Below are 25151 nucleotides of genomic sequence, written 5' to 3'. Positions count from 1 at the left end.
GCTCAAGCCGCCCGCAGGTCCCGCTCAAGCCGCCCGCAGCTCCGCGAGCACCGCGTCCGTGAACGGCGGCCAGGCCTCGATCGCCCACGTCCCGAAGGGCCGGTCGGTGAGCGCCACGCAGGCGGCCCGCGCGTCCGGGTCGATCCACAGGAACGTGCCGGACTGCCCGAAGTGCCCGAAGGTGCGCGGCGAGGAGGTGGCGCCCGTCCAGTGCGGGGACTTGCCGTCGCGGATCTCGAAGCCGAGGCCCCAGTCGTTCGGCCTCTGGTGCCCGTAACCGGGCAGGATCCCGGTCAGACCGGGGTACGTGACGCTCATCGCGTCCAGGACGGTACGCGGGTCGAGCAGCCTCGGTGCCTGCACCTCGGCGGCGAACCGCACCAGATCGTCCACGGTCGACACACCGTCCTTGGCGGGCGAGCCCTCCAGGGACGTGGAGGTCATGCCGAGCGGCTCCAGGACCGCCTGGCGCAGGTACTCGGCGAAGGGGATGTCGGTCGACTTGGCGACATGGTCGCCGAGCGCCTCGAAGCCCGTGTTCGAGTAGATCCGGCGGGTGCCGGGCGCGGCCATGACCCGGCTCTCGTCGAAGGCCAGCCCCGAGGTGTGGGCGAGGAGATGGCGGACGGTCGCGCCCTCGGGCCCCGCGGGCTCGTCGAGGTCGATCGCCCCCTCCTCGTACGCGACGAGGACGGCGTACGCCGCGAGCGGCTTGGTGACCGAGGCGAGGGGGAACCGCCGCCCGGTGGGTCCGTGGGACCCCGCCAGGGTGCCGTCCGCGCGGACGACGGCGGCCGCCGCGGTGGGGACGGGCCAGTTCTCGATCGACGCCAGGCTCGGCACGCTGCTCTGCATGCGGCCGAGCCTACTTGCTTCGAGTGCACTCCAACGTTTTAGCGTGGGGGTCATGAGCGTGATGGCGAGCACGAGCACGAGCGTGAACCCGGGAGCGACCCGGACCCACTACACCATCAGCGAGGTCGCCGCCCTGACCGGCCTCTCGGCGCACACCCTGCGCTGGTACGAGCGGATCGGCCTGATGCCGCACGTCGACCGCTCGCACACGGGCCAGCGCCGCTTCACCGAACAGGACCTGGGCTGGCTGGGCTTCGTCGGCAAACTGCGGCTGACCGGGATGCCGGTCGCCGACATGGTGCGGTACGCCGAACTGGTCCGCGAGGGCGACCACACCCGGGACGCGCGACGGGAGCTCCTGGAGACCACCAGGCGGGACGTGCTCTCCCGGATCACCGAGCTCCAGGACACGCTCGCCGTGCTCGACATCAAGATCAGCCATTACGGCACCCCATGCGGAGGCACAGCTTCATGACCAGCGCGACCAGGATCGACACCGTACGTCTCGGCGGCCAGGACGGACCCGAGATCGGCGTCCAGGGCTTCGGGGCCATGGGCATCAGCGAGTTCTACGGCGAGACCGACGAGGCCGCCGCCCGCGACACCCTCGACGCTGCCCTGGAGGCCGGCGTCACCCTCATCGACACCGCCGACATCTACGGCAGCGGAGCCAACGAGGAGTTCCTCGCCCCCTTCCTCGCCGCCCACCGCGACGAGGTCGTCCTCGCGACCAAGTTCGCCATCGAGCGGCGCGCCGACGACCCGGCCCACCGGGCCGTCCGCAACGACCCCGCCTACATCAGGAAGGCCGCGGAGGACAGCCTGCGCCGCCTCGGCGTCGAGACCATCGACCTCTACTACATGCACCGCCGCGACCCGCAGGTCCCGTTCGCCGAGTCCGTCGGCGCGATGGCCGAACTCGTCAAGGAGGGCAAGGTCCGCCACCTCGGCCTCAGCGAGGTGACGGGACCGGAACTGCGCGAGGCCCACGCCGTGCATCCGATCGCCGCCCTCCAGTCGGAGTGGTCGCTCTTCTCCCGGGACGTGGAGCGCAGCGCCGTCGGCGCCGCCGCCGAACTCGGCGTCACCTTCGTGCCGTACTCCCCCCTCGGCCGCGGTTTTCTGACCGGGTCGTTCGCGGACGCCGCCAAGGACCTGGAGGGCGGCGACTTCCGCCGGTACCAGCCGCGGTTCACCGGCGAGAACGCGGAGCGCAACGCCGCCCTGCTCGACCCGGTCCGCAGGATCGCCGCGGCGCACGGCGCGACCCCGGCGCAGATCGCCCTGGCCTGGGTCCACCAGCGGACCTCCGTGCACGGCCTGACGGTCGTCCCGATCCCGGGCACGCGCAAGCGCTCGCGCCTGGAGGAGAACGCGGCCGCCACCCGCATCACCCTCACCGGGCCCGAACTCGCCGCACTGGAACCGATCGCGAGCCTGGTGACGGGCGACCGCTACCCGGACATGCGGTTCACGTCGGTGTCGCGCGAGGCCGGGGACGCGTCCGGGACGCCTGCGCCGGGTGCTTCGTGACGGCTGTCGGGTAGCGGGCATGTGCAGTCGGTAATGTGCGAAGAAATCCCCTTCCCGTGCGCGCGGGAAGGGGATTCCGCGTTGATCGCCCCCGCCTCTCATGGCACAGTGTTCTCGCTTTCGTCATGCGAACGCCTTTGTGCACGGGGGGATTTCAGACCATGGCTGTCACGGTGCCGGACTGGGCGGACACGCTGCTGGACCTGGTGGGGGTGAACTGGCCGAACGTCGACGAGGACGCCTACCGGGAGATGGCGGACGCGCTCCGGGAGTTCGCGGACGACCTCGCCGACGACGGCCAGCTCGCCAACAACCAGATGGAGCGCCTGCTGTCGTCGGGGCACGGCGAGGCGATCGACGCGCTGAACGCGCACTGGGGCAAGGTCAAGGGCAAACACCTCAAGGACACGGTGTCCGCGGCCCGGACCATCGCCGGTGCCCTGGACATGGCGGCCGGCGCGATCGAGGCCATGAAGTGGAAGGCGGTCGCCGAGCTCGGGATCCTGGCCGGTCAGACCGGACTCGCCATGGCGCTGATCCCGGTGACGGGTGGCCTGTCCGCACTGCTCGGCGCGGGGGCGATCGCGCTCACCAAGAAGCAGTTGCTGAAGCTCATCACGAACGCCATGCAGGAGGCGGTCGGTCACATCGTCTCGGTCATGACCGAGCCGGCCGTCGCCGCCCTGGAGGGCATGGCGGCCGACCTCGTCGTCCAGGTGGGCATGGACGCCCTGGGCGTGCAGAACGGTGTGAACCTCGACCAGACGAAGCAGGCCGGCAAGGACGGCTTCGACGAGGGCGTGCAGAGCGCCAAGGACGGCCTGAACCTCGCCTCCGCCGGCGGCAGCGGCAGCGGGGGCAAGGGCAAGGGCTTCCACATCGAACACGACGAGCACGATCAGGCCAGTACCCGGCTGAACGGCGTGAGCGTCGGCATCCACGGCAAGACCTCCGGCAAGCTGACCAAGGCGAAGACGGCCCAGGGCCGCAACAAGGGCCGGGACGACATCGCCGACGCCCTGGATCCGGTCATCGAGAAGGCCATGGGCGCGCTGACGAAGTCCGCCAAGACCATCGGCGACCACATCGGCGAGACCCTGCCCAAGGCCGTCAAGCAGATCTCGACCACCCACAAGAACAACGACGACGACATCCGCGCGCGCCTCGCCCGCCAGCGCAAGGACGACGCGGGCGACGGCAGGGGCGGCGCGGGCGGAACCGGCGGCAAGCCGCCGGCCGGTACGGGCGGCGGAAAGCCCCCGACCGGCGGCGGCAACAACAACGGCGGCTCGGGCAACGGGCCCCGCGGCAACCCCCTCACCCCTCAGCCCGGCTGGCACGGCCAGACCGGAAAGGGCATGAAGAACCACCGCAGGGACGCGCTGGACGTCAAGCACCTCAGCCCGGAGGAGCAGCGGAAGCTCCTCGTCGACGAGGCCGACAAGCTGGCGAACGACGCCAAGAACCAGCCGCCCAGCAACCCCTACCCGGAGGGGAAGCACCGGCTGAAGACCGCCTGCGCCGGGACGCTCCTCCACGACGGCGTGCTGTCCTCCCACACGAGCAACACCGGCCTCGGCGACTCCCAGATGTCCACCCACCCGGCCCTGAAACAGATCCTGGACCAGGTGGAGAGGGACCTGAAGGCGGCCGACCAGAACCCGGGCAACGGCCACGGGAAATGCGCGGAGGTCGCCCTGGTGTCGGACCGGCTGCACCAGCTGGACCCCGACGGGACCAAAATAGTCTCCGGCGACGACGTCCAGAAGGCCATGAAGGGGTCGCTCGTGTACTCCGTGCAGATCGGAGACCTGCGACCCGGTGAGGGCCAGCTGTTCCACGGCGACTACAAGCCACCGTGCCGGTCCTGTTCGAAGATGCTGCCGCTGGCCGGCGTCATCGCGCACCACTGAGAGAGAGCAAGACATGCCGAGAATGACAGCGGAGCAGGTCGAGGCCGCTCTGACCGAGGCGGGCTGGTCCCGCGGACGCGACATCGGCGCGGAGCTGCCCGGACTCCTGCGGGTCGTGACGGAACGCTTCGCGGAGGAGGGGCACCCCGTCGAACCGTTCGGGGCGGCCGAGGACTTCGTGCGCGAGTTCGGCGGGCTGCGCCTGGTCGTTCCCGGTGACCCGCCGGACGCCGTCGGCTTCACCCCGCACTGGATCTACGAGGAGAGCGGCGAGGACGTGGCCGAACTCGCCGAGAACCTGGGCCGGAGACTGTTCCCGGTCGGATACGAGGAGTTCGACGGCGCGATGATCCTCATCGACGACACCGGGCGCTTCTTCCTCATGCATCACACCGGCCCCTACTTCCTCGGAGCGAACACCCACGAGGCCGTCAGCTGCCTGCTCCGCGGCCCCCAGCAGGAAGCGGGGCAGTACTTTGTCTGACGTCGTCCCGGGCACGGCCGCCTCCCTGCTGGTCCAGGGGACGATCACCACCCAGACCAACCTGACCGGTGAGGGCGAGCCCCGCCTCCACCCGGCCGTCCAGGAGTTCTTCGACGCGCTCCCGACGCGCCTGCGCGAGCCGTTCCTCGGCCACTGCGCCGAATCCGCGCTCATCTCCGACCAGTTGTATTCCCTCGATGCGCAGCGCACGGACGGCGGGACGACCACTCTCCCCGACGCCCTGCCGCACTTCGCGAACGCGGCCCTCGTCTCCCGGAAGATCCGGCCCCAGGGCGACCCCGAGCACGGCACACCGGCCCGTCTCTGCCGAAGCTGCACCGCCCTCGTCGAGGCGCTGGGCATCACCGTCGTCCAGGGCGCCTGACCGCCGCCATGACCCCTGACCACCTGACCGAGCGCGCGGGGGTGCCCGCCCGTGACGCCGAGCGCGGCGTGACGCTCGACCGTGAAGCCGGGCGCGCCGAACCCGGCGTGACGCCCGACCGTGACGCCGAGCGCGGTGTGACACCCGACCGTGACGCGGAGCGCGCCGGGGGGCCCGACGGTGAAGCCGGGCGCGCCGGGACCTCTGATCACGCGTCCGGGTCCGTGTCCGGTTCCGTGCCCGGCGTGACGCCCGACCACCGGACCCGGCCCGTCAAGGTGCCCGCCCCGGCCGGACCGCCGCAGGGACGGGACGCCGGCGACGCCGCGATGCTCGCGCTCCTCACCACCGCCGGCCTGGGCCCCTGGGCGCTCTTTCCCGCCGCCGAGCGCGCGGCCCGGGAGTTCCACGGGCTGCGCCTGGAGCCCGCCGCCCACGGCGGCCGTGAGGTCGCGGCCACCGGTTGCGTCGTCGACCCCCGGGAGGCCCGCTACGCGGGCCCGTCCCTGCACCGGCTCGCCGGAACGCTCGGCACCCGCCTCTTCCCCCTCGGCCGCACCGACGCAGACGCGACACTCGCCGTGGACGAGGAGGGCCGGCTGTTCTCCCTGGACGTCGGGGGCGCCTGGCTCCTCGGTGACAGCGTGCGGGCCGGGCTGACCGCGCTGACCGAGGGCCTGCGACCCGTACGCCTGCGAGCGCGGTCGTGGCAGTGGCCGCTGGACGCGACACGGGCCGACCTGGCCGCCGGCGTCCGGGCGGCACTGGTCGCCGTCTACGTCCTGCACACCCACGAGGTGTTCGACGCCCGAAGGCTCCGGCTGCGCGCCACCACCCTCCGGGGGATCGGCGTGACCGTCCTGGACGAGGTCTTCCGCCTGAGCCCCGGTCGTCTGGAGGACAGCGCGCAACCCCTGGTCACGGCGATGGAGAACCACCTGTCCGCTCTGTCGCAGCGAGCCCACTCCTGCGAACTGGTGCTGTCGGTACCGCCGCCGGCCACCACGCCGATGCCCCTGGCCGAGTTGGCCTGCGAGGTCACGGTGGGCGGCTCGGCGGGCTTCGCCCTGTCCCTCTCGGTGGGCGCGGGCGCCTCCGTGGGATCCCCGGCCGCCCTCGTGGAGCGGTGCGTGGCCGCCTTCGACGCCTGGGCGTCCACCGCCTGACCGTCACGGCCGACGTACTCGCCGGCGCCGGTCCGGACGGGAACGCACGCGCCCTCGTCCGGACCGGCCGCGGGACACCCGCCCCCGTCCGGACCGGCCGGGAACGCACCCGCCCCCACCCGGAACCGGCACCGGGAGGTACGTGCCCCCGTTCGGGCCGGGCGGGAGCACGCCCCCTCGTCCGGACCGCCGCGGAACGCACGCGCCCTCGCCCGGACGGGAACGCACGCGCCCCCGTCCGGACCGGCCGGGGAACACCCGTCCCCATCCGGATCGGCCCCCTCATCCCAGCCCCAGCGCGAACACCGCGAAGCCCGCCGCGAGCAGCCCCGCCAGGGTGCGGCGGGCCGGGCCGGTGGTCGTCCAGGGGGACTCGAAGGACCGGGCGTACCGGCCGATCAGGACGAGCAGGCCGGCGAAGACCGGCATCCACGCCAGCCGGGCGAGGATCCAGCCGACCGAGTCAGGCGCGCCGACCAGGCCCGGGACCTCCCCGAGGAACGCGGCGGGGATCGCGGCGGTGAGCATCGCCGTCTGGTGCCAGCACAGGATCGTCATCGCGGACAGGTTGACCACCACGACCGGGGCCCACAGCGCGGGCCGCCTCAGGAGCCCGCCGAGCCGGTCCCGGAGCAGGACCGCCGCCCCGCTCTGCGCGGCGGCGAGGGCGAGGACGAGCAGCGACGGCGGGTGCGAGTTGGTACGGGCCTCGCCGGGGACGCCGACCATCGACGCCGGGTAGCCGAAGACCAGCAGGAGGGTGGCGAACAGGGCCGCCCCGCCGACGAGCAGACCCCACGCGTGCCGCCGGGTGACCCGGCCCTCGCCCCAGGAGACGCCGAGCTGATACGCGAAGAGCCAGCCGGGCAGGATGTTCAGGAGGCTAAGCCAGGACGGCACGGCGTCGGCGTACGGCCCGTACCGCAGGAGGTCGACGACGGCGACCGAGCCGAGCAGCGGCGCCGCGGCCCACACCCCGAGGCGGCGGGCCGCCCGGACGCACAACGGGGTGAGCGCGGTGACGACGGTGTACACGCCGACGAACCAGAGCGGCTGGATCACCAGCGTGGACGCCGTCCGCAGGGTGTCCACCGGCACCCCGATGCCGAAGTGGAGCACCGGGAGGAGCGCCGCCCACACGGCCGTGACCCCGAGGACGGGCCGGCCGAGCCGGGCGAGGCGCCCTTTCAGCCACTCACCCGTGGAGCCCTTCCTCCGTCGGTACGACAGGACCGAGGCGTAACCGCCGACGAGGAAGAAGATGCCGAGCATCTGGAGGACCCAGCTGACCGGGGCGAGACCGGCGAAGGCGCCCAGCGGGCTCGCGTTGTGGAGGGCGCCGTCGGAGGAGAGCGTGAAGCCGCCGAGCAGCCAGTGCCCGGTGGGCACGGCGAGCAGGGCAAGGGCGCGCAGCCCGTCGATCGCCCGGTCGCGGTGGGTGGGGGTGCCCGCTTCGATCCTCTCGATGAGCCCGTTCATCGGACGTCCCCCTCGGCGATCGCGGCGAACGTACGGAGGGAGGCGGTGCCGGGCGCGAAGTAGCCGCCGTGGCCGGTGGCGTCCTCGGCCGGGATCCGACGGGCGCCGAAGGCCGGGTCGGCCGGGTCGGCGCCGTGCCCGAGGCCCGCGAACGCGACGTTCGGGACGCGGTCGATCCAGTCGGTGGGGTCCTTCGCGGCCCAGACGCGGGCGGAGGTGCCGAGCGCGTCCACGTTCTCGGCGCGCATCCCGGGGGAGCCGAGGACCACCAGGTCCTTGGCCTTCAGGTCGTGGGCGGCGAGGCCGCAGACCACGGAGCCGTAGCTGTGGCAGAACAGGGACGGCTCGGCCGCCCCGACGGCCCCGAGGCCGTCGACGAAGCGGGTGAGCCGGTCCGCCCCGGCCTCGGCGAGCCGGCCGGTGGCCGCGTCCAGGCCGACGCCGACGGGGGTGGTGTACCCGGCCCAGGCGACGACCGCCGTACGGTCGCCGGTCGCCCGGCGAAGGGCGGTCGCCATGTCCGCGAGCGGTTGGACGCGGTCCGCGTCGATGTCGGAGCCGGGCACGATCACCGCCACGTGCGCGGCCCGCGCCAGGTCCCCGTACACCAGGGCGACCTGCCCCCGGCCGCGCGGATCGTGCGCCAGGACTCGCGCCCCGCCGAACTCCCCTTGCGTGGAGCGGGCGTTGGCCGCGTACCGCAGTTCCAGCGGCGCTCCGTCGAGGTTCCCGACGACCCCGGGGTGGGTGCGGGCCAGCTCTTCCTGTCTTACGGGATCGAGTCCCGCGAAGAACCGCGCGATCCCGTCCGGGCTCATCCGCTCGGGGTCCGGCAACCCCGCAGCCCGCCACCCCACCGTCCCGACCGGCGCACCGGTGACGGCCTCCTGGGCGTCCCCGGACGCCCAACCGGCCGTCCCCGCGATCGCGGTGGCCACCAGGGCCACGGTGGTCAGGGTCCTCGCAAAGCGGCGCATGGGGTCGCCCTCCCTCTCCGGTTCTCGCTCGTTCGTCGGCGAGAGGAAGGTAGGAAGACGACGGGTGACGGCACGTCACACCGGGGAGCCAACCCTCGGTGGATACCGGGGTAGGGGGTGGAGGAGCAGCCAACACCCGGAAGGGGGTGGGGTTTTCCCCCGGGGGGTGGCGGGAGTGCGGCGCTGCGCGGTCAGGACGTGCCGGGGGTCACGAGCCCCGACTCGTACGCGAAGACCACCGCCTGTGCCCGGTCGCGCAGGTCCAGCTTGGCGAGGACCCGGCCGATGTGGGTCTTCACCGTCTGTTCGGCGAGGACGAGGTGGTCCGCGATCTCCTGGTTCGACAGGCCCCGGGCGATCAGCTCCAGGACCTCCGTCTCGCGCGGGGTGAGTCCGTTCAGGCGCAGTGCCGTGGTGTCCCGGCGCGGGGCGGGCCGGGACGCGGCGAAGTCGGCGATGAGCCGCCGGGTCACGGACGGGGCGAGCAGTGCCTCGCCCGCCGCCACCACCCGCACGGCCGCGATCAGATCGGCAGGCGGCGCGTCCTTGAGGAGGAAACCGGACGCACCCGCGCGCAGCGCCTCGTACACGTAGTCGTCCACGTCGAAGGTGGTCAGCATCAGCACTTTCGGCCGGTGCGTGACCCCCATGGGCGGGTGCAGGATCTCCCGGGCGGCGGCGAGTCCGTCCAGCTCCGGCATCCGTACGTCCATCAGTACGACGTCCGGGTGCGTCGACCGTGCCACGTCCACACCCTGCCGCCCGTCCGGCGCCTCGCCCACCACGTCGATGTCGGGCTGGGCGGCGAGCAGCGCGGCGAAACCGGCCCGCACCATGGCCTGGTCGTCGACGATGATCACGCGGATGGTCACTCGGGTTCCTTGGCGGTCGTGGCGGTCGGGGGCGTCGTCGCCGAGGGGAGCGGGTCGGGGGTCAGCGGCATCCGCGCGGCGACCCGGAAGCCGCCGTCCGGCAGCGGCCCGGTGTCGAGCGAGCCGCCCGTCAACCGTACGCGCTCCCGCATGCCGACCAGCCCGTGCCCGGTACCGGACGCGCCCCGCTCGACCGAGGAACCCGGCTCCGCGGACGGCCCGTTGACGACGAGGACCGTCAGCCAGCCCGCGTCCGCCCGCACCGACACCCGGGTGGACGCCCCGGGCGCGTGCCGGACGACGTTGGCCAGGGCCTCCTGCACGATCCGGTACGCGGACAGGTCCACCGCCTGCGGTACGTCCCCGAGGTCTGCGGCGAGCCGCAGTTCGGCCGGCACCCCGGCCCGTACCGTCGCCTCCACCAGCTGCTGGACCCGGTCGAGCCCAGGCTGCGGGGTCCGCTCGCCCTCCCCGCCGTCACTGCGCAGCACGGACAGGAGCCGTCGCATCTCGGCCAGTGACTCGCGGGCACTCGCCGCGATCGAGGTGAACTCCTCGCGGGCCGCGTCCGGAAGCCCGGGGATGCGGTACGGGGCCGAGTCGGCCTGCACGGTGATCACGGACATGTGGTGGGCCACCACGTCGTGCAGTTCGCGCGCGATCCTGGCCCGCTCCTCCAGGAGGGTGCGGCGGGCCCGTTCGGCCTCGCTGATGGTCTCCTGCTCCACGAGGCGCCGCTGGGCGTCGCCACGCGCGCGTACCGCCGAGGCGAGGAGCAGCAGGACGCCGCTCAGGACGAGCAGCAGGGTGTGGACGCTGGTGTACCCGGCCGGCCGGAACGCCTCGAGGGCGTACCCGGCGGCGCCCGTCGCCAGCCAGACCCCGAACAGGGCCCGGCGGGACTCCCGGAGGCCGAGCGCGATCATCAGCGCGCAGTAGCCGACGACGGCCGGCGGGGTCCAGGGCCAGAGGTGCGCGCGGGGACCGTCGGCGGCGAGCAGGACGAGGGCGCCGAGGACATTGGCGGCGAAGACGATCCACCAGGCCTGGAGGGGGCGGGCGACGGCGAGCACCAGCGGCGCGGTCTGAGCGGTGCCGAGGGCCCCGGCGAGGGCGCCGTTGACGCCGTAGTCCCCGGCGAGGAGGTGGACCGTGGTCGGGAGCAGCGAGGCGACGAGGGCGACGGCGACGGCGTACGGCAGCAGCCGCACCCAGCGCGGGGAGGCATCGGCGAGGAGCGGCGCCCCGGGTGCGGCGGGGGTGGTGAGCGCGGTGCCGAGCCCGTGGAACATCTCGCGAGTCCGGGCGCTGAGCTGTCGGAGGGTGGGCGGGCGGTGCCGCGGTTCGGTAGCCATGACCCGCCCAGCGTAGGCAGGGGACCCGGTCCCCGACGTCATACCGGGGACCGGGCTCCGTCCTGATACCGGGGTATGACGTCGACGCCGACCGGAGGCCTACAGCTCCGCCAGGAGCTCCGCCTTCTTCGCCGAGAACTCCTCGTCCGTCACGAGGCCCGCCTGGTGCAGTTCACCCAGGTGCCGAATCCTTTCCGCTACCGCCCCGGGGGTGGCGACACGGGCGGGGACGCGGTCCGTGGTCCGGATCGCGGCGAGGACCGCGGCCGCGAAGGGGAGCGACAGGTGCACCGGCCCGTAGCCGAGGCCGAAGACGACGGAGGCGGGATCCCGGTCCGGCTGCGACGCCCGGGGTTCGCCGCCCCGTGGCAACAGGCGCAGGTGCCCGTCGAGTACCTCCGGCGAGCGCCACTCGACCCCGCAGAGGTCCCGTACCTGGAAGGTCTGGTCGCCCGCCTTCCACTTCTCGGAGGACGCCCCCGTCCAGGACCAGCGGAACGCGACCTCCCCGTGTCCGTCGAAGCTCGCCTTCCCGTCGTACGCCTTGAAGGACCGCGGCCCCGCGGGCGGCGCCACCAGGAAACGCTCGGCGGGAGTCATGTCGACGGCGTTCGAGGTCTCCGAGGCGTCGGAAGGGTCCGAGGCGTACGACGTCGCAGAGGCGTCGGAAGGGTCCGAGGCGTACGACGTCCCAGAGGTGTCAGACAGCTCCGACAGCCGCGACAAGCCCGACGGGTCCGACGTGTCGGAGGCGCCCGGGGGGCCCGCTGTGCCCGGCAGACCCCAGGCGCTCGTCGGCCGCCGAGCGAGGACCGCCCGCAGCTCGTCCCGGTAGTACTCGGCGAGCGTCTCGCACTCCACCGGCAGCACCAGACGGTACGGATCGCAGTGCTCCGCGAGCTGCCCCGCGGCCGCCTCCATCAGGGGATCGGCGCCCGGTCTCGGCACGGCGTGCAGCACGACCGTGCCCCGCTTGCCGGGCGTGAGCGTCACCGACGCCAACGCCTCGTGCGGTATGCGTCGTTCGCGCAGCACGCTGAAGAGCCTCGGCGTGCGGTTCCCCCGATCGAAGCGGATGACGAGGGCGTCGCTCTCGAACTCCCAGGTGGCTTGAATTCCGGCCAGCACATCACCCATACGCCTCATCGTAAGCGGCGCGTGCCCGGGCGTCGCCCCTGTGAAAGGTCCTGAAATCACGTGATCTACGCGCGTCGGCGCCCTTCCGCACCGGATATTCCGTCGTGGCAAGAGCCGTCGGCAGGTGCGCACACCAGGCTCCGGTAGGCCCCGACGCCTGCCGCGGCGAAGGTGCCCAGGCTCTGGGCACCCGGCTCGAAATAGTCGCTGTGGCCCACCGCCCCCCGCGCCGACAGGCGTCGGGCGCCGAACTCCGGGGCCACCGGGTCGGCACCGTGCCCGATGCCGCCGACCTCCGGACGGGGCCCGTCCGCTGTCCGGTCGTGGGCGTCCCGCATCGCCCACACGCGCGCGTGGACGGTGCGTACGGCGGGCGAACCCTTTCTGCTTCTCCGGGGCGCCACCACCACGGAGGGCCGCCCGGCCCCTCTACGGAGCGCCGCCCGGCCCCTCGCCCCCGGAGCCCCGGCCCCGGTCCCCGTCCCGCCAGCTGGGGGCGAGAGCCGGGCCGAGGTGGTCGAGGTACTCCTCGGTGAGGTCACGGATGGCCTCCAGGCTCTGGTCCGTACCCCGACCCCAAAGCTGGGCCGTCACCCGCATCACGCCGCTGAACGCCGCCACCGCGATCCGCGGGCGCGGGTCCTCGTCCACGTCGAGGCCCTCGCGGTCGGCGATGATCCGGGCGATGGTCTCCTCCATCTCCGTGGAGCGGCGCAGATGGACGGCGAGCAGCGCGGGCGTCGACTCGATCATCTGGAAGCTGCGCAGGTACAGCTCGACCGGCACGACCTCGGTGATGGCGTCGCCGATGGTGTCCCAGGCGCACAGCACCGCGTTGCGCATCGCGTCGAAGGGGCCCTCCGCCGGCGGGCGCTGTCCCAGGGCCTCGACGAAACGCTCCTCCACCATGTGCTGGACGGCGAAGGCGACCTCCTCCTTGGAGGAGAAGTACCGGAAGAACGTGCGCTGGGAGACCTCGACGGCGTCGACGATCTCGTCGACGGTGGTCCCCTCGTACCCGTGGGCGGTGAAGAGTTCGAGGGCCACCCGGGTCAGCGCGTCGCGCGTGCGTTGCTTCTTGCGCTCGCGCAGGCCGGGCAGGGTCACGTCGGGGTCCTCTTTTCAGGCATTTCCTCCAGCTCAGCGTACCTGTGAGCTACGTGACAGTTACCGGCGTGTGAATCACTTTGTCAATTGTCAGTGACTGTCACTAACCTCGTTCACATGACTAGTCAGACCACCGTGGAAAAGGCCCCGCAGGGTCAGGGCGGAGCCCCGGAACCCGCTACGGGCCCGGCGAAGGGACTGCGCGGCCACCCATGGCTGACGCTGTTCGGCGTTGCCGTCGGCGTGATGATGGTCGCCCTCGACGGCACCATCGTCGCCATCGCCAACCCGGCCATCAAGAACGACCTCGGCGCCTCCCTCGCCCAGGTCCAGTGGATCACCAACGGCTACCTGTTGGCGCTCGCCGTCGCCCTGGTCACCGCGGGCAAGCTCGGTGACCGCTTCGGTCACCGGCAGACCTTCCTCATAGGCATCGCCGGCTTCGCCGCCGCCTCCGCCGCCATCGGCCTCTCCGAGAGCATCGGGGCCGTGATCGCCTTCCGTGTCCTCCAGGGCCTCTTCGGCGCCCTCCTGATGCCGGCCGCCCTGGGCCTGCTGCGCGCGACCTTCCCCGCCGAGAAGCTGAACATGGCCATCGGCATCTGGGGCATGGTCATCGGCGCCTCCACGGCAGGCGGCCCGATCGTCGGTGGCCTGCTCGTCGAGCACGTCAGCTGGCAGTCCGTCTTCTTCATCAACGTCCCGGTCGGCGTCGTCGCGCTCGCCCTCGGCCTGGTCATCCTCAAGGACCACCGCGCGGAGAACGCGCCGCGCTCCTTCGACGTCCTCGGCATCGTGCTGCTCTCCGGCGCCATGGCCTCCCTCGTCTGGGGTCTCATCAAGGCCGGCGAGTCCTGGGGCTGGACCGGCGGCAAGACCTGGGGCTGCCTGCTCGGCGCGGTGATCCTCTTCGCGGTCTTCGCCTTCTGGGAGACCAAGGTCAAGGAGCCGCTGATCCCGCTGGCCATGTTCCGCTCCGTGCCGCTCTCCGCGGGTGTGGTGCTCATGGTCCTCATGGCCTTCGCCTTCATGGGTGGCCTGTTCTTCGTGACCTTCTACCTCCAGGGCGTGAAGGGGCTCAGCCCGGTCGACAGCGGTCTGCGCCTGCTGCCGCTGACGGCGATGATGATCGTCTCCTCGCCGCTGGCCGGCGCCCTGATCACCAAGTTCGGCCCGCGCGTCCCGCTGGTCGGCGGCATGGTCTGCACGGCCGTCGCGATGTTCGGCATGATCACGCTCTCGTCCGGGACCGGCACGTTCGCCATGTCCCTCTGGTTCGCTCTGCTCGGCCTCGGGCTCGCCCCGGTCATGGTCGGCGCCACCGAGGTCATCGTCGGCAACGCGCCGCTGGAGCTCTCCGGCGTGGCCGGCGGTCTCCAGCAGGCCGCGATGCAGGTCGGCGGCGCGCTCGGTACGGCGGTGCTCGGCGCCGTCATGTCCTCCAAGGTCGCCGGGGCCTTCGAGGACAACTGGAAGGAGGCCGGCATCCAGGCGCCGGTGAACCCGCAGCTGGAGCAGGCGGCCGAGTTCGGCATGGTCCCGCAGGAGCTGGCGCAGGCGCCGGGGATGACCCCCGATGTGCTTCAGCAGATCACCGGCGTCATCCACGACACCTTCCTCGACGGCATGGGTCTGGCCTTCACCGTCGCCGGTGCCGTCGCCGTCGTCGCGGCCCTCGTCGCCACGCTCACCAAGCGCGGCGAGAACGCGGAGGCGGGCGGCATGGGCGGTCACATCTGACGTCCGGCGGGTCGCCCGCCGGGTCGCCCGTGAGGACGTCCGTCGGATCGCCCGTCAGGGTTCCCGTAGGGGGCCGTCACCCGTTCGCGTGAACGGGGGCGGCCCCTCTTCCGTTGCCCGGCGACCTCCGCCATTCTCGTGACTACAGAGAGTGACGAAACGGGGGTTCATCAGTATGTATACGAAGACCGCTCTCGCCATCGCGGCCGTCCTGACCGCCCTCCTGGCGCTTCCGGCGGCGGCAGTACCGGCGGCGGTACCGAAGGCCACCCCGGCAGCCACCCCGGCGGCGGCAGTGCCGCCCGGGACCGTACTCGGGCCCTGCGGGCCCGGCCGGCTCTGCCTCTGGGCCAAGTCGGACTTCAGGGGCCGGGCGCAGACGCACGAGCTGGCCACGACCGACATCGACAGCTGTGTCGCCCTGCCGCCGGGGACCTCGGCGCAGTCCCTCGCGAACCGCACCGGCCGGCCGGTCACCACGTACCAGTCGGCAGAGTGCGCGGAGACGGGCGAGTTCGAGACCTACCCGGGGCGCGGCACATGGGTGCCACAGACGCCCTACGAGGTCAGAGCGTTCAAGTTGTGGGAGCGGTAGGGGCGGGGACGCCAGGAATCCCGTTCGGCATCCCGTCAGACATCCCGTCAGGCATCGCCGCCGGAGCCCCGCCCAGTGCCCCGGCATGGGCGGGCGCCCCGACCGGGGCCGAGAGCCGGGACACCTCGGCCCGCAGTTCGCGGACCTCCCGGGTCAGTGTCTCCAGAAGCGCGGTCTGGCGGCGCTCCGCCGCGTCGTCGCGTTCGAAGCGGGAGATGAACCAGGCCGCGATGTTCGCGGTGACGACACCGAGGAGGGCGATGCCCGACAGCATCAGTCCCACCGCGAGCACCCGGCCCAGACCCGTCGTGGGGGCGTGGTCGCCGTAGCCGACCGTGGTCATCGTGGTGAACGACCACCAGACAGCGTCCCCGAGGGTCTTGATGTTGCCGTCGGGGGCGTCCCGTTCCACATGCAGCACGGCCAGCGAGCCGAACATCATCAGCCCGACGACCGCGCCCGCCACATAGGTGGTGAGCGTCACCTGCGGGGCCATCCGGGCCCGCCGGCCCACGAGGAGGAGCGTGGACACGACCCGCAGCAGCCGCAGCGGCTGCACCATCGGCAGCAGGACCGCGAGCAGATCCAGGGGGTGGGAGCGGACGAAGGCCCAGCGGGCCGGGGCGATGGAGAGCCGGACCAGGTAGTCGACGGCGAAGGCCGCCCAGACCGCCCACTCGACATGGGTGCACAGCCGGTGCACCCAGGGCGCGGCGCCGGGAGCCACGATCGGCACGGCGTAGGCGACGCCGAACGCGACGGCGAGCACGAGCAGCGGTGCCTGTGTGCGTTCTTCCCAGCGTTCCCTCATGCGGGGAATCGTAGAGAACGCGGGAGGGCGGCGGGACCAGGGTCCCACCGCCCTCACCAGGAGCGCCGTGCTACGAGGCTACGGGGATGCCTCGGCGATCACGCGTCGCCACCCGCGGCGCCCGGGTCCGCGGCGGCCACGTCGAGGAGCTGGTAGCGGTCCACGGCCTGCTTGAGGACCGACCGCTCGACCTTGCCCTCACGGGCGAGTTCGGTCAGCACCGCGAGCACGATCGACGGGGCGTCGATGTGGAAGTAGCGACGGGCCGCGCCCCGCGTGTCCGCGAAGCCGAAGCCGTCCGCGCCCAGCGAGCCGTACGTGCCCGGCACCCAGCGGGAGATCTGGTCCGGCACCGCCCGCATCCAGTCCGAGACCGCCACGAACGGGCCCTCGGCGCCCTGGAGCTTGCGCGTCACGTACGGGACGCGCTGCTCCTCGTCCGGGTGGAGCAGGTTGTGCTCCTCGACGGCCACGGCCTCGCGGCGCAGCTCGTTCCAGGAGGTGGCGGACCAGACGTCGGCCCGTACGTTCCACTCCTCGGCGAGGATCCGCTGAGCCTCGATCGCCCACGGCACGGCGACACCGGAGGCCATGATCTGCGCCGGGATCGCGCCCGCCTCGGCGGGCCTGAGGCGGTGGATGCCCGCGAGGATGCCCTCGACGTCCACGTCCTCGGGCTCGGCCGGGTGCTGGATCGGCTCGTTGTAGACGGTCAGGTAGTAGAAGACGTCCTCGGCGTCGGGGCCGTACATGCGGCGCAGACCGTCCTTGACGATGTGCGCGATCTCGAAGCCGTACGCCGGGTCGTAGGCGACACAGGCCGGGTTGGTCGAGGCGAGGAGGTGGGAGTGACCGTCCGCGTGCTGGAGGCCCTCACCGGTCAGCGTCGTCCGGCCGGCGGTGGCGCCGAGCACGAAACCGCGCGCCAGCTGGTCGGCCATCTGCCAGAACTGGTCGCCGGTCCGCTGGAAACCGAACATCGAGTAGAAGACGTACACCGGGATCAGCGGTTCGCCGTGCGTGGCGTACGCGGAACCGGCGGCGATCAACGAGGCCGTGCAGCCGGCCTCGGAGATGCCGTCGTGCAGCATCTGGCCGGTCGGCGACTCCTTGTAGGCGAGGAGGAGTTCGCGGTCCACCGCCTCGTACTGCTGGCCGAGCGGGTTGTAGATCTTGGCGCTCGGGAAGAAGGCGTCCATGCCGAAGGTGCGGTACTCGTCGGGGGCGATCAGCACGAAGCGCTTGCCGATCTCCTTGTCCCGCATGAGGTCCTTGAGGATGCGGACGAAAGCCATCGTGGTGGCGATCGACTGCTGCCCCGAGCCCTTCTTGGCCGCCGCGTAGACCTTGTCGTCGGGGAGGGTCAGCGGCTTCGCCCGCACGACCCGGCTGGGGACGTACCCGCCCAGCGCGTTGCGCCGGTCGTGCATGTACTGGATCTCCTCGGAGTCCCGCCCCGGGTGGTAGTACGGCGGCAGGCCGTCCTCCAACTGGCGGTCGGTCACCGGGATGTGCAGCCGGTCGCGGAAGCGCTTGAGGTCGTCGACCGTCAGCTTCTTCATCTGGTGGGTCGCGTTGCGGCCCTCGAAGTTCGGGCCGAGCGTCCAGCCCTTGACCGTCTGCGCGAGGATCACGGTCGGCTGACCCGTGTGGGCCTTCGCCGCGGCGTAGGCCGCGTAGATCTTCTTGTGGTCGTGGCCGCCGCGGCCCAGGTGCAGGATCTGCTGGTCCGACATGCCCTCGACCATCGCCCGCAGCCGGTGGTCGTCGCCGAAGAAGTGGTCCCGGATGTAACCGCCGGTCTCCGTGGCGTACGTCTGGAACTGGCCGTCCGGGGTGGTGTTGAACTTGTTGACCAGGATGCCGTCGCGGTCCTGAGCGAGCAGCGGGTCCCAGGAGCGGTCCCAGATCAGCTTGATGACGTTCCAGCCGTTGCCCCGGAAGATCGACTCCAGCTCCTGGATGATCTTGCCGTTGCCGCGCACCGGGCCGTCGAGCCGCTGGAGGTTGCAGTTGACGACGAAGGTCAGGTTGTCCAGGCCCTCGCGGGCGGCGATGGAGAGCTGGCCGACCGACTCGACCTCGTCCATCTCACCGTCGCCGAGGAACGCCCAGACGTGCGACGAGGAGGTGTCGGCGATGCCGCGCGCCTCCATGTAGCGGTTCATCCGGGCCTGGTAGATCGCGCCGAGCGGGCCGAGGCCCATCGACACGGTCGGGAACTCCCAGAAGTCCGGCATCAGACGCGGGTGCGGGTACGACGACAGGCCGTCGGGGAACCTCGACTTCTCCTGGCGGAAGCCGTCGAGCTGGGTCTCGCTCAGCCGGTCCAGGAGGTACGCGCGGGCGTAGATGCCGGGGGAGGCGTGCCCCTGGAAGAAGATCTGGTCGCCGCCGTCGCCCCCGTCCTTGCCGCGGAAGAAGTGGTTGAAGCCGACGTCGTACAGCGAGGCCGAGGACGCGAAGGTGGCGATGTGACCGCCGACGCCGATGCCGGGACGCTGGGCGCGCGACACCATCACGGCCGCGTTCCACCGGGTGGCGTTGAGGACCTTGCGCTCGATCTCCTCGTTGCCGGGGAAGAACGGCTCGTCCTTGGTGGCGATCGTGTTGACGTAGTCCGAGCTGCGCATCTCGGGCACGGCCACCCGCTTCTCGCGGGCCCGTTCGATGAGGCGGAGCATGAGGTAGCGGGCTCGCTCACGACCCCGCTCGTCGACGGCCGCGTCGAGGGAGTCGAGCCATTCCTGGGTCTCTTCCGGGTCGAAATCCGGGACCTGGCTGGGAAGGCCGCCAATGATGATCGGGTTGCGATCGGATCCGGGAGCCACGCTCTTCCTTCACTGTCGGTGGTGCCCACGGGGCCACGGAGTGGTCGGGATGTCCATCGTGTACCCCGGTGACGCCAGGCGTCACATTTACCGAGGGGTAACCCCCGGGGGGTCTCTCGGGTGTCGTCCACATGTCCGGGGGGCGCTCAAATCGCAACCTTACGCCCAACCCGCGCATGCGTTTCGTCCGGGCGTTCGGCAGACTGAAACCTCAGAAGTCCGTAAACCGGGATGAACCATGTGTGCCTGATCACGGAGCGGGGATCCGCGGTGCCGGAAGTTGCGGCGAGACGGCCCCAAACGTCACCGTTTCGGCGGTCTCCACGGCCGGGCACTTGCGCGATCCACCCCGGCACGTGTGGACTACGGCCAGCGCCGCGCGCACGTGCGGCCCACAGCATTTACCGAATGAGCAGGAGGCAAGCCGTGAGCGCGACCGCGGACCACGCGGAGGAGCGGACCAACCCGGCCGGAAGGCTGGGGTTCGAGCCCGGACAGGTGGTCCAGGAGATCGGCTACGACGACGACGTCGACCAGGATCTCCGTGAAGGTATCGAGTCCATCATCGGGGCCGACCTCGTGGACGAGGACTACGACGACGTCGCCGACGCCGTCGTGATCTGGTTCCGCGACGAGGACGGCGACCTCACCGACGCCCTGGTGGACGCCATCGGTCTTCTGGAGGACGGCGGCACCATCTGGCTGCTGACGCCGAAGACCGGCCGCGACGGCTACATCGAGCCGAGCGACATCAACGATGCCGCGCAGACAGCTGGTCTCTCCCAGACCAAGAGCATCAGCGTCGCCAAGGACTGGACGGGCACCCGCCTGACGGCCCCCAAGCGCTGATCACCACATGACGACAAGCCCCCGCCGGTCCGCCGGCGGGGGCTTTCGCGCGCAGGCCGTAGGGTGGGATTCACCGATACGGCCCAAGGGCGGGCCGGCGAAGGGATGCGTACGCGATGGCGATCGAGGTCGGCACCAGGGCCCCGGATTTCGAGCTCAAGGACAACCACGGGCGCACCGTGAGGCTGTCGGACTTCCGCGGCGAGAAGAACGTGGTGCTGCTCTTCTACCCCTTCGCCTTCACCGGGGTCTGCGCCGGCGAGCTGGGCGAGCTCCGCGACAACCAGGCGACGTTCGTCAACGACGACACGCAGCTGCTGGCCGTCTCCAACGACTCCATCCACACCCTGCGCGTCTTCGCCGAGCAGGAGTCCCTGGACTATCCGCTCCTCTCCGACTTCTGGAAGCACGGCGAGGCCTCCCGGGCGTACGGCGTCTTCGACGAGGAGAAGGGCTGCGCGGTGCGCGGCACCTTCATCATCGACAAGGAGGGCGTCGTCCGCTGGACCGTCGTCAACGCCCTGCCGGACGCCCGCGACCTCGGTGAGTACGTCAAGGCGCTCGACGCCATCTGAGCCGCCCGTGGGGGCGACATCTCCGCATTCGTCGGCGACATCTCCGATTCGCGGGGCGAATCGACTGTTTCGACCGGGAACCCGTCACTAGGATCCAGTCGTTGATCCGAATGCCAACGCACGACCGGGGGCGCTGCCCCTGAAAACCTTTGGAGGGACTCGTGGGAGTCAGCCTCAGCAAGGGCGGCAACGTCTCGCTGACCAAGGAGGCCCCTGGCCTCACCGCCGTGACCGTCGGTCTGGGCTGGGACGTCCGCACCACCACCGGTACGGACTTCGACCTCGACGCCAGCGCCATCCTGGTGACCGAGGAGGGCAAGGTCCGTAACGAGCAGGACTTCGTCTTCTTCAACAACCTGAAGAGTGGCGACGGCTCCGTCGAGCACACCGGCGACAACACGACCGGTGAGGGCGAGGGTGACGACGAGCAGGTCAAGGTCAGTCTGGCCACCGTGCCGGCCGACGTCGCCAAGATCGTCTTCCCGGTCTCGATCTACGACGCCGAGAACCGCCAGCAGTCCTTCGGTCAGGTGCGCAACGCGTTCATCCGCGTCGTGAACCAGACCGGAGGCGCCGAGATCGCCCGGTACGACCTCTCCGAGGACGCCTCGACCGAGACCGCCATGGTCTTCGGCGAGCTGTACCGCAACGGTGCCGAGTGGAAGTTCCGCGCCGTCGGCCAGGGCTACGCCTCGGGCCTGCGGGGTATCGCGCAGGACTTCGGCGTCAACGTCTGAGCCGAACCCTTCGAACCGTCCGGCGCCGCACGTCTCGTGCGGCGCCGGACGTGCCTCATCACCACCGGGGAGGAACAGCATCATGGGCGTCACGCTCGCCAAGGGAGGCAATGTCTCCCTCTCCAAGGCCGCACCCAATCTGACCAAGGTCCTCGTGGGGCTCGGCTGGGACGCGCGCTCCACCACCGGAGCCCCCTTCGACCTCGACGCCAGCGCCCTGCTGTGCCAGGCCGGGCGGGTCCTCGGGGACGAGTACTTCGTCTTCTACAACCAGCTCCGCAGCCCCGAGGGCTCCGTCGAACACACCGGGGACAACCTCACCGGCGAGGGTGACGGGGACGACGAGTCCCTCATCGTGGACCTCTCCCTGGTGCCGGCCCACTGCGACAAGATCGTCTTCCCGGTGTCGATCCACGACGCCGACAACCGCAGCCAGAGCTTCGGCCAGGTCAGCAACGCGTTCATCCGTGTGGTGAACCAGCTGGACGGGCAGGAGCTCGCCAGGTACGACCTCTCCGAGGACGCCTCGACCGAGACCGCGATGATCTTCGGCGAGCTCTACCGCTACAACGGCGAATGGAAGTTCCGCGCGGTCGGTCAGGGGTACGCGTCGGGGCTCCGGGGCATCGCTCTAGACTTCGGGGTCAACGTTTCGTAAAGCCAAGTAGTTTCACGATGGGGTAGACAGTGGTTCTGAAAACCTTCGGCTGGTCGTTCGCCATCACGGCGCTCGGCCTGGCCTTCGCCGCTTGGCAGTGGGGGTGGGAGGCGTTCGGGGTCGTACTGATCCTGTCGATCCTCGAGATCTCGCTGTCCTTCGACAACGCGGTTGTCAACGCCGGAATCCTGAAGAAGATGAACGCCTTCTGGCAGAAGATCTTCCTCACCATCGGCATCCTGATCGCGGTCTTCGGTATGCGGCTGGTCTTCCCCGTCGCGATCGTCGCCATCAGCGCCAAGGTCGGGCCCATCGAGGCCGTCGAGCTGGCCCTGGACAATCCCGAGCGGTACGAGGCCCTGGTCACGGACGCCCACCCGGCGATCGCCGCCTTCGGTGGAATGTTCCTGCTGATGATCTTCCTGGACTTCATCTTCGAGGACCGGGACATCAAGTGGCTCGGCTGGCTCGAGCGCCCGCTGGCCAAGCTCGGCAAGGTCGACATGCTGTCGGTCTGCGTCGCGCTCATCGCCCTGCTCGTCACTGCGATGACCTTCGCGACCCACGCGCACACCAGCACCGGCCACGCGGACAAGTCCGCGACCGTCCTGCTCTCCGGCGTCGCCGGCCTGATCACGTACCTGATCGTCGGCGGTCTCTCGGGCTTCTTCGAGGGCAAGCTGGAGGAAGAGGAGGAGCGCGAGCACGAGGAGGAGGAGAAGGCCAAGGCCGAGGGCAAGCCGGTCTCCGCGGTCGGCCTCGCCGGCAAGGCCGCGTTCTTCCTGTTCCTGTACCTGGAGGTGCTCGACGCCTCGTTCTCCTTCGACGGTGTCATCGGCGCTTTCGCCATCACCAACCACATCTTCTGGATGGCGCTCGGCCTCGGCATCGGCGCCATGTACGTCCGTTCGCTCACGGTCTACCTGGTCCGCGAGGGCACCCTCGACGACTACGTCTACCTGGAGCACGGCGCGCACTACGCGATCGGCGCGCTCGCCGTCATCCTGCTCATCACCATCCAGCACGAGATCAGCGAGCTCATCACCGGCTCCATCGGCGTGATCCTGATCGCGCTCTCCTTCTGGTCCTCCGTCCGCCGCAACAAGGCACTGGCGGCGGCCGAGGGCGGGTCCGGTTCCTCCGGTGACAAGACCGAGGTGTCGTCCGGGGTGTGACACCCCCGACGACGAGGAACGCTTCACTGCGGGGCGGCCGGTGCACCCGGCCGCCCCGCAGGCGTGTGCGCGGTGGTGACGACCAGTGGGGGGTGAAGGCGGCATGGCCTTCTGGGACAACCTGTTTCCGGCGAGGACGGCGCAGTTCGACTCGGGCAGCGCGGCGTCGAACTCGATCGATCTGACGAGACGGCGTCCGTCCGTCTCGCTCACCAAGCAGGGCGCCGCGACCGGCAACCTGCGGGTGAACCTCTCCTGGCGGATGCGGACCTCCGACATCGAGGGCCGCTCCCGCCAGAGCGGACGGCTCCTGCGCAACCCCACCCAGTTCTTCAAGCCCGAGGTCGTGCAGGCCCACACCCAGGGCATGGTCAACGTCGACCTGGACCTGGGCTGCCTCTACGAGCTCGCCGACGGCAGCAAGGGCGTGGTGCAGCCGCTCGGCAACTTCTTCGGCGACCTGAACACCGCGCCGTACGTGAAGCTCAGCGGCGACGACCGCTTCGGCGGGTCCTCCGGGGAGACGATCTTCGTCAACCTGGACCAGAAGGACGAGATCAAGCGCCTGCTGTTCTTCGTCTACATCTACGACCAGACGCCGGCCTTCGACCGTACGCACGCCAAGATCACGCTCTATCCGAGCAACGGCCCCCGGATCGAGATCGAGCTCGACGAGCGCGCCCCGCAGGCCCGCTCCTGCGCGGTCTTCTCCGTGGACAACACCAAGGGCGACCTCACGGTCCGCCGCGAGGTGCGCTTCGTCTACGGCTTCCAGGCCGAACTGGACCGGCTCTACGGCTGGGGCCTCCAGTGGGGCCGCGGCTACAAGACGAAGGCGTAGCCCGTGCCCCCGTCCTCAGGAACGGACGAACTGGGGGCCCATGGGCGGCATCCGGAACTCCGGCGACGGGTGCTGCTCGGGGCCCGTCACCGGCTGCGGATAGCCGTACGCGGCCACCGGGCCGTTCACCGGCGGCTGGGGGTAGCCGTAGGCGGGCGCCCGGTCGGGCACGGGCGGCGGCATCGTCGGCCGTGGGGGTACGGAGGGATGGACGACCGTCAGGTCGAGGTCGGGGGAGCCGGTGGGGGCCGTGGCGCCCTCCAGGGCCTCATGGGGCCCCTCCGGGCGGTCCTGCCGCCCCACGCGCCCGTCCGGCCCCTCCTGCGCTCCAGGGCCGTCCTGCGCCCCCGGACCGTCCGGTCCCGCCTGGTCGTCCGGGCCGTCCTGCGCGTCCTCGTCGACCGAGATGCCGAAGTCGGTGGCGAGACCGACGAGGCCGGTCGGATAGCCCTGCCCCACCGCGCGGAACTTCCAGCCGTCCCCGCGCCGGTACAGCTCGCCGCAGATGACAGCCGTCTCCTCGCCCGTCTCCGCCGTCACGGAGAACAGGGCCAGCGGCTCCCGGTCCGGCCCCGGCGTGGCGTCGTACAGCAGGATCCGCAGGTCGGAGACGGACCGGAACGTTCCGCCGTCGGAGGATGCCGCGATCACCACCCGGTCGACCGAGGCGTCGAGGGCGCCGAGATCGGCCTCCACGGTGTCCGTCAGGCCCTTGGAGTCCCGCTTCTTCGGCAGCCGCCGCACCAGGCCCGAGGGGTGGCGCGGCTGGTTGTAGAAGACGAAGTCCTCGTCGGACCGCACGCGGCCGTCGGGCCCGAGCAGCAGGGCGGAGGCATCCACGTCGGGGACCCCGGAGCCCGGGGTCCAGCGGAGCACGGCCCGTACGGCCGCGGTGTCGAGAGGGACGTTGGAGCCCTTCAGCATCGCGTGCGTCATGACCGTAATCCTGCCCTCCCGGCAGACCCGCGGACAACGCGGGGGCGGTACCGAAACGGCGACGGGGTTCCGGATGCCGACGGGTTACCTGGATTTCATGCGTGAATGGAACTGCGGACACCCGCACCTACGTACTATTA

General features: G+C 71.2%; 23 protein-coding genes and 2 pseudogenes. 14 read left to right on the top strand and 11 right to left on the bottom strand.

Annotated features, from left to right (window positions below; all coding sequences use genetic code 11):
* Positions 1-24: 24 nt before the first annotated feature.
* Positions 25-855 carry a serine hydrolase domain-containing protein gene (locus tag ABZ567_RS02770; protein WP_360783825.1) on the bottom strand — a complete coding sequence of 277 codons (831 nt, stop codon included), beginning with the start codon at positions 853-855 and terminating at the stop codon, positions 25-27.
* A gap of 52 nt (positions 856-907) precedes the next feature.
* Here ABZ567_RS02770 and ABZ567_RS02765 point away from each other — a divergent pair, with 52 nt between their 5' ends.
* From ABZ567_RS02765 to ABZ567_RS02740, 6 genes and pseudogenes are all read left to right on the top strand, one after another.
* A complete protein-coding gene (locus ABZ567_RS02765; protein ID WP_360783822.1) occupies positions 908-1330 on the top strand; it encodes a MerR family transcriptional regulator in 423 nt (140 codons plus the stop codon).
* Positions 1327-2388, top strand: a complete 1062-nt coding sequence (locus tag ABZ567_RS02760; protein ID WP_360783820.1) for an aldo/keto reductase — start codon at positions 1327-1329, stop codon at positions 2386-2388. The genes ABZ567_RS02765 and ABZ567_RS02760 overlap by 4 nt, the downstream gene beginning before the upstream one ends.
* A 161-nt stretch (positions 2389-2549) precedes the next feature.
* Positions 2550-4262: pseudogene (locus ABZ567_RS02755) on the top strand (YwqJ-related putative deaminase); the annotation flags it as partial.
* Positions 4263-4314: 52 nt separating this feature from the next.
* A complete protein-coding gene (locus ABZ567_RS02750; protein ID WP_360783817.1) occupies positions 4315-4785 on the top strand; it encodes an SUKH-3 domain-containing protein in 471 nt (156 codons plus the stop codon).
* On the top strand, positions 4778-5170 hold the full coding sequence (locus tag ABZ567_RS02745; RefSeq protein ID WP_360783814.1) for a YwqJ-related putative deaminase: 393 nt from the start codon (positions 4778-4780) through the stop codon (positions 5168-5170). The genes ABZ567_RS02750 and ABZ567_RS02745 overlap by 8 nt, the downstream gene beginning before the upstream one ends.
* A gap of 8 nt (positions 5171-5178) precedes the next feature.
* Positions 5179-6336 carry an SUKH-3 domain-containing protein gene (locus tag ABZ567_RS02740; RefSeq protein WP_360783811.1) on the top strand — a complete coding sequence of 386 codons (1158 nt, stop codon included), beginning with the start codon at positions 5179-5181 and terminating at the stop codon, positions 6334-6336.
* A 282-nt stretch (positions 6337-6618) separates the two neighbouring features.
* Here ABZ567_RS02740 and ABZ567_RS02735 read toward each other — a convergent pair whose 3' ends face one another.
* The 7 genes and pseudogenes from ABZ567_RS02735 to ABZ567_RS02705 form a co-directional block, all read right to left on the bottom strand.
* Positions 6619-7815, bottom strand: a complete 1197-nt coding sequence (locus ABZ567_RS02735; protein WP_360783808.1) for an acyltransferase — start codon at positions 7813-7815, stop codon at positions 6619-6621.
* Positions 7812-8792: an alpha/beta hydrolase gene (locus ABZ567_RS02730; protein WP_360783805.1), complete on the bottom strand. Its 981-nt coding sequence runs from the start codon at positions 8790-8792 to the stop codon at positions 7812-7814. The genes ABZ567_RS02735 and ABZ567_RS02730 overlap by 4 nt, the downstream gene beginning before the upstream one ends.
* A 191-nt stretch (positions 8793-8983) precedes the next feature.
* Positions 8984-9664 carry a response regulator transcription factor gene (locus tag ABZ567_RS02725; protein WP_360783802.1) on the bottom strand — a complete coding sequence of 227 codons (681 nt, stop codon included), beginning with the start codon at positions 9662-9664 and terminating at the stop codon, positions 8984-8986.
* Complete coding sequence (locus ABZ567_RS02720) at positions 9661-10956, bottom strand: sensor histidine kinase (protein ID WP_360785003.1); 1296 nt, start codon at positions 10954-10956, stop codon at positions 9661-9663. Before ABZ567_RS02720 ends, ABZ567_RS02725 begins: the two co-directional genes overlap by 4 nt.
* A gap of 162 nt (positions 10957-11118) precedes the next feature.
* Positions 11119-12156, bottom strand: coding sequence for a DUF4429 domain-containing protein (locus ABZ567_RS02715; protein WP_360783799.1), 1038 nt, complete (start codon positions 12154-12156; stop codon positions 11119-11121).
* A gap of 65 nt (positions 12157-12221) precedes the next feature.
* A pseudogene (locus tag ABZ567_RS02710) lies at positions 12222-12509 on the bottom strand (hypothetical protein); the annotation flags it as partial.
* 76 nt (positions 12510-12585) lie between these two features.
* A complete protein-coding gene (locus tag ABZ567_RS02705) occupies positions 12586-13263 on the bottom strand; it encodes a TetR family transcriptional regulator (RefSeq protein ID WP_360783796.1) in 678 nt (225 codons plus the stop codon).
* Positions 13264-13380: 117 nt separating this feature from the next.
* Between ABZ567_RS02705 and ABZ567_RS02700 the strand changes: the two genes are divergently transcribed.
* Complete coding sequence (locus ABZ567_RS02700) at positions 13381-15003, top strand: MFS transporter (protein WP_360783793.1); 1623 nt, start codon at positions 13381-13383, stop codon at positions 15001-15003.
* 175 nt (positions 15004-15178) lie between these two features.
* A complete protein-coding gene (locus ABZ567_RS02695) occupies positions 15179-15598 on the top strand; it encodes a peptidase inhibitor family I36 protein (RefSeq protein ID WP_360783790.1) in 420 nt (139 codons plus the stop codon).
* Here ABZ567_RS02695 and ABZ567_RS02690 read toward each other — a convergent pair.
* Positions 15579-16409 (bottom strand): ion channel, encoded by an 831-nt coding sequence (locus tag ABZ567_RS02690; RefSeq protein ID WP_360783787.1) that lies wholly within the window; start codon positions 16407-16409, stop codon positions 15579-15581. The genes ABZ567_RS02695 and ABZ567_RS02690 overlap by 20 nt on opposite strands.
* A gap of 98 nt (positions 16410-16507) precedes the next feature.
* The gene (aceE, locus tag ABZ567_RS02685; protein ID WP_360783784.1) at positions 16508-19240 is read right to left on the bottom strand and encodes a pyruvate dehydrogenase (acetyl-transferring), homodimeric type; all 2733 of its coding nucleotides are present in this window, start codon (positions 19238-19240) and stop codon (positions 16508-16510) included.
* Positions 19241-19666: 426 nt separating this feature from the next.
* Here aceE and ABZ567_RS02680 point away from each other — a divergent pair, with 426 nt between their 5' ends.
* The 6 genes from ABZ567_RS02680 (at position 19667) to ABZ567_RS02655 (ending at position 24075) form a co-directional block, all read left to right on the top strand.
* The gene (locus ABZ567_RS02680; RefSeq protein WP_360783781.1) at positions 19667-20089 is read left to right on the top strand and encodes a DUF3052 domain-containing protein; all 423 of its coding nucleotides are present in this window, start codon (positions 19667-19669) and stop codon (positions 20087-20089) included.
* 116 nt (positions 20090-20205) lie between these two features.
* On the top strand, positions 20206-20664 hold the full coding sequence (locus tag ABZ567_RS02675; RefSeq protein WP_360783779.1) for a peroxiredoxin: 459 nt from the start codon (positions 20206-20208) through the stop codon (positions 20662-20664).
* Between the two features lie 161 nt (positions 20665-20825).
* Positions 20826-21401, top strand: coding sequence for a TerD family protein (locus ABZ567_RS02670; RefSeq protein WP_360783776.1), 576 nt, complete (start codon positions 20826-20828; stop codon positions 21399-21401).
* Between the two features lie 82 nt (positions 21402-21483).
* Entirely contained in the window at positions 21484-22059 is a 576-nt protein-coding gene (locus tag ABZ567_RS02665; RefSeq protein WP_360783773.1) for a TerD family protein, read from the top strand.
* Positions 22060-22088: 29 nt separating this feature from the next.
* Positions 22089-23234 (top strand): DUF475 domain-containing protein, encoded by a 1146-nt coding sequence (locus ABZ567_RS02660; RefSeq protein ID WP_360783769.1) that lies wholly within the window; start codon positions 22089-22091, stop codon positions 23232-23234.
* A gap of 103 nt (positions 23235-23337) precedes the next feature.
* Entirely contained in the window at positions 23338-24075 is a 738-nt protein-coding gene (locus ABZ567_RS02655; RefSeq protein ID WP_360783767.1) for a Tellurium resistance, read from the top strand.
* A gap of 15 nt (positions 24076-24090) precedes the next feature.
* Here the strand turns inward: ABZ567_RS02655 and ABZ567_RS02650 are convergent, their stop codons facing one another.
* Positions 24091-25020, bottom strand: coding sequence for a TerD family protein (locus ABZ567_RS02650; RefSeq protein ID WP_360785001.1), 930 nt, complete (start codon positions 25018-25020; stop codon positions 24091-24093).
* Positions 25021-25151: the final 131 nt, after the last annotated feature.

Origin of the sequence: Streptomyces sp. NPDC016459, assembly GCF_040632845.1 — a bacterium.
Lineage (GTDB): Bacteria > Actinomycetota > Actinomycetes > Streptomycetales > Streptomycetaceae > Streptomyces.
The sequence above is the reverse complement of the archived record's forward strand: the minus strand, read 5'-3'. Positions and strand labels throughout refer to the sequence as shown.